General features: G+C 75.7%; 11 protein-coding genes. 9 read left to right on the top strand and 2 right to left on the bottom strand.

From position 1 onward, the window contains the following. Positions 1-51: 51 nt before the first annotated feature. The gene (locus QSK03_RS01760) at positions 52-906 is read right to left on the bottom strand and encodes an SCO6745 family protein (RefSeq protein WP_285648230.1); all 855 of its coding nucleotides are present in this window, start codon (positions 904-906) and stop codon (positions 52-54) included. A gap of 63 nt (positions 907-969) precedes the next feature. On the opposite strand from QSK03_RS01760, the gene QSK03_RS01755 reads away from it, so the two are divergent. From QSK03_RS01755 to QSK03_RS01735, 5 genes are all read left to right on the top strand, one after another. Continuing rightward, entirely contained in the window at positions 970-2577 is a 1608-nt protein-coding gene (locus tag QSK03_RS01755) for an Rv2578c family radical SAM protein (protein ID WP_285648229.1), read from the top strand. Positions 2578-2598: 21 nt separating this feature from the next. Next, positions 2599-3009, top strand: coding sequence for a PPOX class F420-dependent oxidoreductase (locus QSK03_RS01750; protein WP_285648228.1), 411 nt, complete (start codon positions 2599-2601; stop codon positions 3007-3009). Positions 3010-3079: 70 nt separating this feature from the next. Next, a complete protein-coding gene (gene aspS / locus QSK03_RS01745; protein WP_285648227.1) occupies positions 3080-4891 on the top strand; it encodes an aspartate--tRNA ligase in 1812 nt (603 codons plus the stop codon). A gap of 25 nt (positions 4892-4916) precedes the next feature. Beyond that, the gene (locus tag QSK03_RS01740; protein ID WP_285648226.1) at positions 4917-5882 is read left to right on the top strand and encodes a DUF389 domain-containing protein; all 966 of its coding nucleotides are present in this window, start codon (positions 4917-4919) and stop codon (positions 5880-5882) included. Positions 5883-5895: 13 nt separating this feature from the next. Further along, the gene (locus QSK03_RS01735) at positions 5896-7146 is read left to right on the top strand and encodes a hypothetical protein (protein WP_285648225.1); all 1251 of its coding nucleotides are present in this window, start codon (positions 5896-5898) and stop codon (positions 7144-7146) included. Between the two features lie 18 nt (positions 7147-7164). Here QSK03_RS01735 and QSK03_RS01730 read toward each other — a convergent pair whose 3' ends face one another. Then, positions 7165-7833 carry a hypothetical protein gene (locus tag QSK03_RS01730; RefSeq protein ID WP_285648224.1) on the bottom strand — a complete coding sequence of 223 codons (669 nt, stop codon included), beginning with the start codon at positions 7831-7833 and terminating at the stop codon, positions 7165-7167. Between the two features lie 129 nt (positions 7834-7962). Here QSK03_RS01730 and QSK03_RS01725 point away from each other — a divergent pair, with 129 nt between their 5' ends. From QSK03_RS01725 to QSK03_RS01710, 4 genes are read left to right on the top strand one after another with little or no spacing between them, the layout of a single operon-like run. Further along, positions 7963-8304 (top strand): helix-turn-helix transcriptional regulator, encoded by a 342-nt coding sequence (locus tag QSK03_RS01725; RefSeq protein ID WP_285648223.1) that lies wholly within the window; start codon positions 7963-7965, stop codon positions 8302-8304. Further along, the gene (hypF, locus tag QSK03_RS01720; protein WP_285648222.1) at positions 8301-10856 is read left to right on the top strand and encodes a carbamoyltransferase HypF; all 2556 of its coding nucleotides are present in this window, start codon (positions 8301-8303) and stop codon (positions 10854-10856) included. Before QSK03_RS01725 ends, hypF begins: the two co-directional genes overlap by 4 nt. Continuing rightward, positions 10853-11482 carry a D-sedoheptulose-7-phosphate isomerase gene (locus QSK03_RS01715; RefSeq protein ID WP_285648221.1) on the top strand — a complete coding sequence of 210 codons (630 nt, stop codon included), beginning with the start codon at positions 10853-10855 and terminating at the stop codon, positions 11480-11482. Before hypF ends, QSK03_RS01715 begins: the two co-directional genes overlap by 4 nt. After that, entirely contained in the window at positions 11479-12171 is a 693-nt protein-coding gene (locus QSK03_RS01710) for a D-sedoheptulose-7-phosphate isomerase (RefSeq protein WP_285648220.1), read from the top strand. The genes QSK03_RS01715 and QSK03_RS01710 overlap by 4 nt, the downstream gene beginning before the upstream one ends. The last annotated feature ends 12 nt before the right edge of the window (positions 12172-12183 follow it).

Genomic DNA, 12183 nt, shown 5'->3' with positions numbered 1-12183 from the left:
TACCGACGGTACCGAAACCAGAACGAACCGTGACGTCGACCCGTGACGTCGTCAGTGGCGCGGCAGTCCGATCGGGTTGCCGGGCGGGAATGCGTGACCGGCGACGACGGCCGTCGTCAGCGGGTCGAGGAGCTGGGCGAGCCGGTCGGTCCGCTCGCGGCCCAGCACCACCCACGGACGCGCCGCGGCCCGGTCGGTGGCGGTCTCGATCTGCTCGTGACCGGCATGGCCCGCCTCGGTGAGCCCGCCGTCGGCGTCGAGCCACCCACGCTCGCGCAGCTCGGCGGCCCCGGCGGCCCACTCCTCCTCGCCGAACCGGCGCGCCTGGCGGGTCGTGGAGCCGCTGAGCTCGCCCGCGGCCGCCTTGAGCTGATGGGCCGCGACCGGCCCGAGCCCGGACGCGACGAGCACCGCGACGTGCCCGTCGCCCCGGTGCTCCCGCAGCGTCGTCGCCGCCTGCCAGAGGGCCCGCAGCGGCTCGGACGAGCGGGGGAGCGCCTGGTTCCCGGCGCCGAGCACCCGGCCCTCGGCGTCGGCGGCGTCCGCGGCCGCCCCGGCGAGTGCTGCGGCCTCCGCGACCTCGGTGCCCGTGGCGACGTCCTCGCCGAGCAGGCGGCGCAGGGCGGCGTCGGCACCGACCACCCGGGCGTTCAGGCAGGACGCCGGGTCCGCGTACGACCACGCGTCGGGCAGCGCGCGCGTGAGCCGGGCCCGGTGGAACCCGTGGAAGCAGGCGTGCGCGACCTCGGGGCCGACCGCCCCGAGCGGCGCGACGCGCTGGGCGACGTACGCCATCCAGAACCCCTGCAGGCCGGCCGCGTCGGACGCCGTACGCGCCTCCGCGGTGAAGTAGGTGACCGCGTGCAGCGGCTCGTACAGGCTCCAGAGGCGGCGCGCGTCGTCCACGAGCAGAATCGTGCTCCGCCGGAGCGCTTGCCGCACCATCGAACACGTGTTCGAATGGATGGCGTGCGGTGGGACGAGCAGAAGGTGGCCGGGGGCCCGGAGGAGCTGCCGGGGATGCCGGCGCTCAAGGGGCTGGTCCGCAGCGTCCGCACGCCCGAGTTCGCCGGCATCACCTTCCACGAGGTGCGCGCCCGCTCGGTGCTCAACCGGGTGCCGGGCGCCTCGCCGATGCCCTTCTCCTGGACGGTCAACCCCTACCGGGGCTGCAGCCACGCCTGCACCTACTGCCTGGGCCCGGACACCCCGGTGCTCATGGTCGACGGCACCAGCGTGCGGTTGGCCGACGTGCGCGTCGGCGACCTCGTGGTCGGCACCGAGTTCCGCGGCGACACCCGCAGCCTCGTGCCCACCCCCGTGCACGCCGTCTGGAGCACCACGAAGCCCGCGTGGCGGGTGCGCCTCGTCGACGGCACGACGCTGGTGGCGAGCGCGGAGCACCGGTTCCTCACGCCGCGCGGCTGGGTGCACGTGCGCCCGGAGGGTTGCGCCGGCACCGAGCGCCCGCACCTGCGTCGGGGCGACGCGCTGATCGGGGCGGAGTCGCTGGCCGACGAGGCGTTCCGCCGGCCCGGCTCGCCGCCGGTGGCGCCGGCGCCGCCGGACGACGTGCCCGGCGGGCGGGTCGTCGTGACGATCGAGGAGGTGCCGGGCGAGCACGCGCTGGTCGACCTCACCACCGGCACCGGCGACTTCGTGGCCGACGGCGTCATCAGCCACAACTGCTTCGCCCGCAACACCCACACCTACCTCGACCTCGACGCGGGTGACGACTTCGACCGTCAGGTGGTGGTCAAGCTCAACGCCCCGGAGGTGCTCGCGCGCGAGGTCCGGTCTCCGCGGTGGGGTCGCGAGCACGTCGCGATGGGCACCAACACCGACCCGTACCAGCGCGCAGAGGGCCGCTACGCCCTGATGCCGGGCATCATCCGGGCGCTCGGCGGCAGCGGTACGCCGTTCTCGATCCTGACCAAGGGGACGCTGCTGGCCCGCGACCTGCCGGAGCTGACGGCGGCGGCGCGCGACGTGCCGGTGGGCGTGGGGGTGTCGCTGGCGCTCCTCGACCCGGAGCTGCACCGGCGCGTCGAGCCGGGCACGCCGACGCCCCGCGCGCGGCTCGACCTCGTGCGCCGCATCCGCGACGCCGGGCTGCCGTGCGGGGTGTTCGTCGCCCCGGTGCTCCCCGGGCTCACCGACACCGACGAGGCGCTCGACGCCCTGCTCGGGGAGATCGCCTACGCCGGCGCCAGCGGGGCCAGCGTGCTGGCGCTGCACCTGCGGCCGGGCACACGCGAGTGGTTCCACACCTGGCTCGCCCGCGAGCACCCCGAGCTGCTCGAGCGCTACGCCGCGCTCTACCGCCGCGGTGCCTACGTCGACGCCGCCTACCGGCGGGACCTCGCCGCCCGGGTGCGCCCGCTGATCGAGCGCCACGGGCTCACGGGCGGCGGGCACGCCATGGGCGGGCGCCAGGGGTCGTCGCCGGAGGGCCGCGACGACGAGGGCCGCGACGACGAGGGCCGCGAGACGGAGCGGTCCTGGCCCGCCGGGGCGGTCCCCGAGGTCCCGGCGCCGGTCGTCCACACCCCGCCCGAGCAGCTGTCCCTGCTGTGAGCCGCGGCCTAGCCTCGGGTCATGGACCTCGACGAGGCGCGGCAGGTGCTGCGCGAGCAGCACCACGCGGTACTGGCCACCCGGCGCTCCGACGGCGCACCCCAGCTCTCGCCCGTGGCGGTCGGGGTGGACGACGCGGGCGCGGCGACGATCAGCACGCGCGAGACGGCGATCAAGACCAGGAACCTGCGCCGCGAGGGCCGCGCGTGGCTGTGCGTGCTGCCCGACGGGTTCTTCGGCCGCTGGATCCAGGTCGAGGGCGACGTCGAGATCGTCACCCTCCCGGACGCCCTCGAGGGCCTGCGCGCCTACTACCGCCAGGTCGCGGGCGAGCACCCGGACTGGGCCGAGTACGACGACGCCATGCGCCGCGAGCAGCGCGTGCTCCTGCGGGTGCACCTCGACCGCGCGGGCCCGACCGTGAGCGGCTGAGATCGTGCTGGTCGGCGGTCGATAACCTGACGGGGACGTCCCACGGCCCGACCCAGGAGCACCACCACAGATGATGCGCACGCACCCCGCCGGCACGCTGCGCGCCGAGAACGTCGGCGCCACGGTCACCCTCGCCGGATGGGTGGCCCGCCGCCGCGATCACGGCGGCGTCGTGTTCATCGACCTGCGCGACGCGTCCGGCGTCGTCCAGGTGGTGTTCCGCCTCGGCGACGTCGCCGCCGAGTCGCACCGTCTGCGCTCCGAGTTCTGCGTGCAGATCACCGGCGTCGTCGAGCAGCGCCCCGCGGGCAGCGAGAACGCCGACCTGGCGACCGGGGCCGTCGAGGTCAGCGCCACGACGCTCACCGTGCTGTCCGAGTCGGCGCCCCTGCCGTTCCAGCTCGACGAGCACGGCTCCGAGTCGGGGAGCGTCGGCGAGGACGCCCGCTTCCGCTACCGCTACCTCGACCTGCGCCGCGAGGGCCCGGCGTCGGCGATCCGGCTGCGCAGCCGCGCCAACAAGATCGCCCGCGACGTGCTCTCCGACCGCGACTTCGTCGAGATCGAGACGCCGACGCTGACCCGGTCGACGCCCGAGGGCGCCCGCGACTTCCTCGTCCCGGCGCGCCTGAAGCCCGGCAGCTGGTACGCCCTGCCCCAGTCGCCCCAGCTGTTCAAGCAGCTGCTCATGGTGTCGGGCCTCGAGCGCTACTTCCAGATCGCGCGCTGCTACCGCGACGAGGACTTCCGCGCCGACCGCCAGCCCGAGTTCACCCAGCTCGACATCGAGGCGAGCTTCGTCGACCAGGACGATGTCATCGCGCTCGGCGAGGCCGTGATCGCGGCGCTGTGGTCCGAGCTCGGCGGCTACACGATCGAGACCCCGATCCCGCGGATCCCGTACCTCGAGGCGATGGCCCGCTACGGCTCGGACAAGCCCGACCTGCGGTTCGACCTCGAGCTGGTCGAGCTCACCGAGTACTTCGCCGACACCCCGTTCCGGGTGTTCCAGGCGCCCTACGTGGGCGCGGTCGTCATGCCCGGCGGCGCGTCGCAGCCGCGGCGCACCCTCGACGGCTGGCAGGACTGGGCCAAGCAGCGCGGCGCCAAGGGCCTCGCCTACGTGCTGGTCGGCGAGGACGGCACCCTGAGCGGGCCCGTCGCGAAGAACATCAGCGAGACCGAGCGCGAGGGCTTGGCCAAGGCCGCGGGCGCCAACCCCGGCGACTGCATCTTCTTCGGCGCGGGCACGCCGGCCGAGGGCCGCGCGCTGCTGGGCGCGACGCGGGGTGAGATCGCGCGGCGCCTCGACCTCATCCCGGAGGGTTCCTGGTCGTTCGTCTGGGTCGTCGACGCGCCCCTGTTCGAGGCGGCCGGCAGCACCGACGACGTGGCCGTCGGCTCCGGGCAGTGGACGGCGGTCCACCACGCCTTCACCTCGCCGAACCCCGACTGGATCGACTCGTTCGAGGACGACCCGGAGCACGCGCTCGCCTACGCCTACGACCTCGTCTGCAACGGCAACGAGATCGGTGGGGGGTCGATCCGTATCCACGACAAGACCGTGCAGCAGCGGGTGTTCGCCCTCATGGGACTCACCCCCGAGCAGCAGGAGGAGAAGTTCGGCTTCCTGCTCGACGCGTTCGCCTACGGGCCCCCGCCCCACGGCGGCATCGCGTTCGGCTGGGACCGGATCTGCGCCCTGCTCGCCGGGGTCGACTCGATCCGCGAGGTCATCGCCTTCCCGAAGACCGGCGGCGGGTACGACCCGCTGACGGCCGCCCCGGCGCCGATCACGGCCCTGCAGCGCAAGGAGGCCGGCGTCGACGCCCCGGCGAAGCCGGCGGCGCCGGTGAAGCCGCCGGAGCGCCCCGTCCAGTGACACCAGGGGTGACGGACGGGCTCCCGTGAACCGCCTGCGGGTGCTGTGCCCGGACGCCGACACGGGGCTCACCGACCGCGTGCTCGGCGTCCTGGCTGTCGAGCCCGGCGCCGTGCACGTGGTCCGGCTGCGCGGCGCCGCGGTCGATCCCCCGGGCGACGTCGTCGAGGCCGACCTCGCCCGGGAGTCGGTCGACGACGTGGTCGATGCCCTGCGCCGGCTGGGCTGCGCGCAGCGGGGCGGCATCGTGCTGGAGACGCTGGACACCGTGGTCTCCGACGCCGCCGACCACGCCGAGGCGACCGCCCCGGGCGAGGGCGTCGACGCCGTCGTGTGGGCGGAGCTCCTGGCCCGGACGGGGCAGGGCGCCCGTCTGTCGATCACCTTCGTCGTCATGCTGACGATCGCGTGCCTCCTGGGCGCGATCGGCGTCGTCACCAACTCGCCGGTCACCGTGGTCGGCGCGATGGTGCTCGGCCCGGAGTTCGGGCCGCTGGCGGCGCTCGCCGTCGCCGCGGTGCGGCGCGACGGGCCGCTCGCGCGCGAGGCCGGGCTCGCCCTGGGCGTCGGGTTCGGGATCGCGCTGCTCGTGACGGCCGCGGCGGCGGCCGCGCTGCGGGGGATGGGCGCGATCCCGGACGACGCGCTGACCGACCTGTCCGGGGTCGCGTTCGTCTACCAGGTCGGGCCGTTCTCGTTCGTCATCGCGCTGCTGGCCGGCGTCGCCGGCATGGTCGCGCTGGTCGCGGGGGAGGGCTCGGGTGTGCTGGTCGGGGTGTTCATCTCCGTGACGACGGTGCCGGCCGCCGGTTTCGCGGCGGTCGCCGTGGTGCTCGGGGACTGGCCCGGCGCGGGGAGCTCGCTGCTCCAGCTGGTGGTCAACGTCGTCGGCATCGTGGTGGCCGGCGTGCTGGTCCTGCTGCTCGTGCGCGTCACCCGCCGACGCCGCGGCTTGCCCGAATCCCTCCCGACCAGCCGTCCGGGCGGGTAGAGTTCACCGGCTGATGGCTCCCCTGACGACGGACGACGCAGGCACCCCCGACGGTCACACGGCCCGGGCGGGAGGGGAGGGCGACGACGTCGCGCGGGTCGTCGGGCTCGCCGAGGAGCTGCTGACACGGCGCCACGGGGCCACCGTGCGTCTCGCCGACCCCGTGGACCTGGGTGGCAGCACCCGCTCGCTGGTGGTGCGCGTGCGCGTCGCCGAGAACCCGTTCTCGCTGCCCCGGACGCTCGTGGTGAAGCACTACCTCGACGAGGTCGGGGGCGGCGAGCAGAGCGCCGACCGGTTCCGGTACGAGGCCGCCTCGTGCCAGCTGCTCACGGCGATGCCCGCCGAGGAGCGCTCGAGCCCCATGCTCGTCGCGAACGACCCGGACCACCGGCTGCTCGTGCTCGAGGATCTCGGACGGTGCGCCACGCTCGCCGACCGCCTCGACGAACGCGACCCCAAGGGCGCGGAGCGCGCGCTGCTGGGGTGGGCGCGGGCGCTCGGGCGCATGCAGGCCGCCACGGCGGGCCGCGAGGACGACTTCGGGGCCCTGCTGCGCCGCTTCGGCGAGCGCACCTGGCGCGACCCGCTCGCCGACGACGCGCGCGCCGCCCTCGCCGAGGTGCCCGACCAGCTCGCCCAGCTCCTGCGGGTCGAGACGGCGCCGGCCGCCGTGGCCGAGGCCCGCGCGGCCGCCCGGCTGCTCGGCGGCTCGGGCTACCGGGCGTTCAGCCCCGCCGAGGTCCGCCCCGACAACTGCCTCATCACCGGCAGCGGCTCGCGGTTCCTGGACTTCGAGTGGGCGTGCTTCCGCGACGTCGCGCTCACCGGGGCGTCGCTGCGGCTGCCGCTGCCCAGCGGCGGGGCCGCCCACGCGCAGCCGCCCGGCATGGCCGAGGCGATGGTGGCCGCCTGGCAGGCCGAGATCACCCCCGTGTGGCCGGACCTCGCCGACCTCGAGCTGCTCCGGGAACGCCTGCTGCACGCCGAGGTGCTCTGGGTCTGGCTCTCGACCCGTGCCCTGGTGCCCGGCGTCGTCGGGCGCACCGATCGGGAGCGCTCGGCCCGCGTCGTCGTGGCCGACCCGGGCGAGGACGCCCCGGCCGTGCTCACCGCGCTGTGGCGCCGTCTCGGCGTCGACGCCGAGCGCGCGGGCCACGTCGCCACCGCCGAGATGGCGGCCGCGGTCGTCGGGGCCCTCGGGCGCCACGGCGGCGACGTCCCGCTGCCCCCGTACCCGGCGTTCTCGCCGACCGGACGCTGACGCCGGACGCGGGACCCGTCAACCGACGAGCCGCGCCCGGTGCACGAACGCGTCGGCGGCGTCGCCGGACCACGCCGCGGTGCCGTCGGCGGCCAGGGTCTCGGCCGGACACCGGCCCGCGAGCAGGAGCAGCAGCGCGTCCGCGTCGATCTCCACCACGTCCGGCTCGGTCTCCGGCGCCACCGTGCTGCAGCGCCCGTCGACCACGTGCACGGTGCGCTCGAGCGCGGCGCCGCGCCCGGGACGTCGGACGACCAGGCGCACCGTCGCCTCGGTCGGACCCAGCGCGGAGACGATCAGGCGGGGCGCCACGTCGATGATCAGCCGGCAGGCCTCGAGCGCCGCGGTGGCGTGGTGGGCGAGGTCCACCGGCGCCGCGAGGGCCGTCGTCAGGTCGTGGGTGTGCAGGCAGAGATCGAGGCAGTCGGCCCCGCGCACGCGGTCGCCGGCCGGGCGCCCGTCGAGCCGCAGGACGGTGCGGCGACGGGCCGCCGCGAGCGAGGCCGCGAGACGGTCGGGACCCGCGAAGTGGATCCCCGCGTGCATGCCGGCGAGGTGCCCGACGAGGTCACCCACGGTCGGTTCGGGGCCCGGTGCGGGGCGCGACCAGTCGGTCGGGTCCAGGCCCGCCACGGCGTCCTCGGCGACGTCCCACAGCTCGAGCACCGCCTGTGTCGCGTCGTCCATGATTCTCGCCGCCCGTCGGTCGCCCCACCGCACTGCTTGTCGGACCGCTCGCTGGAGAGGACACTATGTGATCACCACCACACGAGCAACGGTCCCTCCACCACCCCGGGGACCGGGGCGGAGTACGCCATGGGCGAGTGCGAACCGCGGAACTTCCTCCGACCCTGCCTCCTCCTGTTGCTCCAGGAACGGCCTGCTCACGGCTACGACCTCGTCGAGCGCCTGCACACCTCGTTCATCGACGACACCGACGCGGGCGGCGTCTACCGGACCCTGCGCTCGTTCGAGCGCGAGGGCCTGGTCTCGTCGTCCTGGTGCCTCTCGGAGTCCGGCCCGGCGCGGCGCACGTACGCGCTGACCGCCGAGGGCAAGGAGGCCCTGCGCCACCAGGTCGAGACGCTCGAGGCGACCCACCACCTCGTCCACGCGTTCCTGGAGCGGTGCGGATCGCTGCCGGCGGGTGCGCGATGAGCTGCCACGACGGGGAGGTCTGCCTGACCTGCTCGGACGAGGCGCTGCCCTTCCCCGTGGTCGCCGTCGACGGCGACCTCGCCCGCGTCGACACCGGTGCCGGGACCGAGGAGATCAGCATCGCCCTCGTCGACGCGGCCGTCGGCGACGTCGTGCTCGTGCACGCGGGGGAGGCGATCGCTCGGCTCGACGACGCAGCGACCCGGAGCTCGACCTCCGGGACGAGCCGGAACGGGCCCGGCGGCGGTCCGGGGGGGCGACCCGGCGTGATGCTCGCGGCCGACACCGTGCGGGCTCGGTTGGTGGTCACCGGGATCGTGCAGGGCGTCGGGTTCCGCCCGTTCGTCCACCGGATGGCGGCGGAGCTCGGGCTGGCCGGGTTCGTCGGCAACGACGCGAGCGGCGTCGTGGTCGAGGTCGAGGGGCCGCCCGCCGCCGTCGACGTCCTCACCGCGGCCCTTCGGGACCGGGCGCCCGCCCTCGCCGTCGTCGAGGCCGTGGCGCGGGAGGACCGGCCACCGACCGGGCGGCCCGGGTTCGTCATCGCCGCGAGCGACCCGGCGGCCGGCGGACCGCGCACCCTCGTCTCGCCCGACACCGCTCCGTGTGCCGACTGCCTCGCCGAGCTCGGCGATCCCGGCGACCGCCGTTACCGGCACCCCTTCGTCAACTGCACGAACTGCGGGCCCCGGCTCTCGATCGTCTGCGACGTGCCCTACGACCGGATGACCACCACGATGGCGGGCTTCGCGATGTGCGCCGCCTGCGCCGCGGAGTACCACGACCCGACCGACCGACGCTTCCACGCGCAGCCCGTGTGCTGCCCCGACTGCGGCCCGACCCTGCGGCTCGACGGCGCCTCACACGGGACATCGGACGGCGCCCTGGCTCGCGCGGTCGCCCGCCTCGCCGCCGGGGAGATCCTCGCGGTGAAGGGTCTCGGCGGCTACCACCTGGCTGTCCGTGCCGACGACGAGACGGCCGTGGCGCGGCTGCGAGCGTCCAAGCACCGCGAGGACAAGCCGTTCGCGCTGCTCGCCGCCGACCTCGACGCCGCCGAGCGCCTCGTCCGTACCGACGCCGTGACGCGCGCGGTGCTCGGCGGGGCGCGGCGTCCGATCGTGCTGCGGCCCCGTCGTGCCGGCGCGGCCGTGGCGCCGTCGGTGGCGCCGTGCACCCGCGAGCTGGGCGTCATGCTGCCCGCGACCCCGCTGCACCACCTGCTGGCCGCCGACCTCGGGTACCCGCTCGTACTGACCAGCGGCAACGTCTCCGACGAGCCCATCGCTCACCGCGACGACGACGCCGCGACCCGGCTCGCCCCGATCGCCGACGGCATCCTCACCCACGACCGGGCCATCCGCACGCGGGTCGACGACTCGGTGGTGCGCACCGCGCGGGGACGGGTCCTGCCCGTGCGCCGGGCCCGCGGGTACGCCCCGGAGCCGGTGCCGCTCGGGTTCGCCGTCGGCCGGCCGGTGCTCGCCTGCGGCGGCGAGCAGAAGGTCACGATCGCCCTCGCCTCCGGGCGGCGCGCCTTCGTGTCGTCGCACGTCGGCGACCTGGAGAACCTGGCGACCCTGCGTGCCTTCACCGACGCGATCTCCCACCTCGGCCGGCTGTTCGCGATCACGCCCGAGGTCGTCGTCCACGACCTGCACCCCCAGTACCGCTCGACCGCCTACGCACTCGAGCGTGACGACCTCGAGCCCGTCGGCGTGCAGCACCACCACGCCCACGTCGCGGCCTGCCTCGCCGAGCACGGCTGGGGCCCCGACGACGGCCCGGTGCTCGGGGTGGCCTTCGACGGCACCGGCTGGGGCCCCGACGGCACGGTCTGGGGCGGCGAGCTGCTGCTCGCGTCGCTCCGCGGGGCCCGCCGCGTCGGGCACCTGCGGACGGTCGGGCTGCCCGGCGGCGCGGCGGCGGTGCGCGCGCCGTGGCGGATGGCGGCCGCGTGGGTCGATGCCCTCGGCCTCGACGCACGCGGGCTCGCCGTCGCCGCGCGGCACCGCGCGGAGTGGGACCCGGTCGTGGCGCTCGCGCGGGCGCCGTCCACGCTCGCGACGTCCAGCGCCGGCCGGCTGTTCGACGCCGTCGCCGCGCTGGCCGGCGTCCGGGACACCACCAGCTACGAGGGTCAGGCGGCCGTCGAGCTCGAGCAGTGGGTGGACCCCGAGGAGCGCGCGGGGTACCCGGTACCCGCCGCCCGCGACGGCGTCCTCGCCGTCGACGCCCTGGTCGCCGCGGTCGTCGAGGACGTGCGCGGCGGGATCGACGCCGGCCGCATCGCGGCGCGGTTCCACCACGGGCTGGCCGACGCGACCGTCGCCGCCGTCGCCGCGGCGGCCGCCGAGCACGGCGTGGAGACCGCCGCACTCTCCGGTGGTGTGTTCGTCAACCTGGTGCTGCTCGAGCGAGTCCGCGCCGGTCTGGAGGCCGCCGGGCTGCGGGTGCTGGTGCACGAACGCGTGCCCTGCACCGACGGCGGGATCAGCCTCGGCCAGGCGGTGGTGGGGGCGAGTGGGGATACAGGGGAGGTGGTGTCGTGAACACCGGTGCGGTGACGCTCACGGCGCGGGACGCGGCGGATGCTGTCCGCCGGCGAGGAGAGCCGACCCGCGCGCTGGCCGGGCAGGACGAGCGGATCGCCGCGGCGTGCCGCGACATGGCGGTCCGCTTCCGGCGCGGCGGGCGGCTGCTCACCTTCGGCAACGGGGCGGCGACCGCCGACGCGGCCCACCTTGCGGTGGAGTTCGTGCACCCGGTCATCGTCGGCAAGCGGGCGCTCCCGGCGCTCTCGCTGGTGGGCGACCCGGCCACGCTGACCGGCATCGCCCGGCGCCGCGGGTTCGACGACATCTTCGCCGCGCAGCTGCGGACGCAGGCCGACCGCGACGACATCGCCGTGGGGATCTCCGCCGACGGCGCCTGCACCAACGTGGCGCGGGCGCTGACGGAGGCCGCCGGTCGCGGTCTCCTCACGGTCGCCCTGGTGGGCGGCGACGGTACGGGCGCGGTGGTTGCCACACCCGGGCTGGACCACCTGCTGGTCGTGCGCTCGACGGACCCCGCGATCGTGAAGGAGCTGCACGTGACGATCTATCACGTCCTCTGGGAGCTCGCGCACGTCTTCCTCGAGCAGACCGAGGACCGGCGGGCGGGAGCCGGGCGGTGAGCGGGATCGAGTCGCTCTACCCGTTCCTCTACGGCGAGGCGGAGGCCACCTCCCCGGCGGGTGACACCGGCGGGTCGGTGTTCGACGACGTGCGCCGCTCGACCCGCGAGAAGGTCGCCGAGATCGCAGCGCTGCGCGAGCAGGTGATCGCCGAGTACGCCGAGGCGCTCGCGTCCTGCGCGATCGCGATCGCGGCCTCGTTCGCCGGCGGTGGTCGCCTGTGGGCGTTCGGCAACGGCGGCAGCAGCACCGACGCGCAGGCGGTCGCCGCCCTCTTCGCCGCACCCGAGACGGAGGGAGCGGTCTGCCTGCCGGCCGTCGCCCTGACCGCGGATGTCGCGGCGCTCACCGCCCTGTCCAACGACGTCTCGTTCGACGTGGTGTTCGCCCGCCCCCTCGCGGCCGCCGGCCGGCCCGGCGACGTCGCCTTCGCCCTGTCGACCAGCGGGGGGTCGGCCAACGTCCTGCGGGGCCTGGCCGAGGCGCGCCACCGCGGGCTGGTGACCGTCGGGCTCGCCGGCTACGACGGTGGCGCCATGGCCGAGCCCGGCGCCGTGGACCATCTGTTCGTCATGCGCTCGAGCTCGGTGCACCGCATCCAGGAGGCCCAGACCACCGTGTACCAGGTGCTGGGCGAGCTCACCCGCCGGGCGCTCGGCGCCCCGGCCGGGCCGGCGACGGACGGCTGAGGGCGGGACACC

The organism is Actinomycetospora sp. NBRC 106375 (assembly GCF_030269665.1).
Taxonomy (GTDB): domain Bacteria; phylum Actinomycetota; class Actinomycetes; order Mycobacteriales; family Pseudonocardiaceae; genus Actinomycetospora.
Note: the sequence above shows the minus strand (reverse complement) of the source record. Positions and strands in the feature narration are given on the sequence as shown.

What these genes read in the sequence shown, in the direction of transcription:
- QSK03_RS01750 (WP_285648228.1), top strand. Translation starts at nt 2,599, where the DNA reads ATGGACCTCGACGAGGCGCGGCAGGTGCTGCGCGAGCAGCACCACGCG.
- hypF (WP_285648222.1), top strand. Translation starts at nt 8,301, where the DNA reads ATGAGCTGCCACGACGGGGAGGTCTGCCTGACCTGCTCGGACGAGGCG.
- QSK03_RS01725 (WP_285648223.1), top strand. Translation starts at nt 7,963, where the DNA reads ATGGGCGAGTGCGAACCGCGGAACTTCCTCCGACCCTGCCTCCTCCTG.
- QSK03_RS01730 (WP_285648224.1), bottom strand. Translation starts at nt 7,833, where the DNA reads ATGGACGACGCGACACAGGCGGTGCTCGAGCTGTGGGACGTCGCCGAG.
- QSK03_RS01735 (WP_285648225.1), top strand. Translation starts at nt 5,896, where the DNA reads ATGGCTCCCCTGACGACGGACGACGCAGGCACCCCCGACGGTCACACG.
- aspS (WP_285648227.1), top strand. Translation starts at nt 3,080, where the DNA reads ATGATGCGCACGCACCCCGCCGGCACGCTGCGCGCCGAGAACGTCGGC.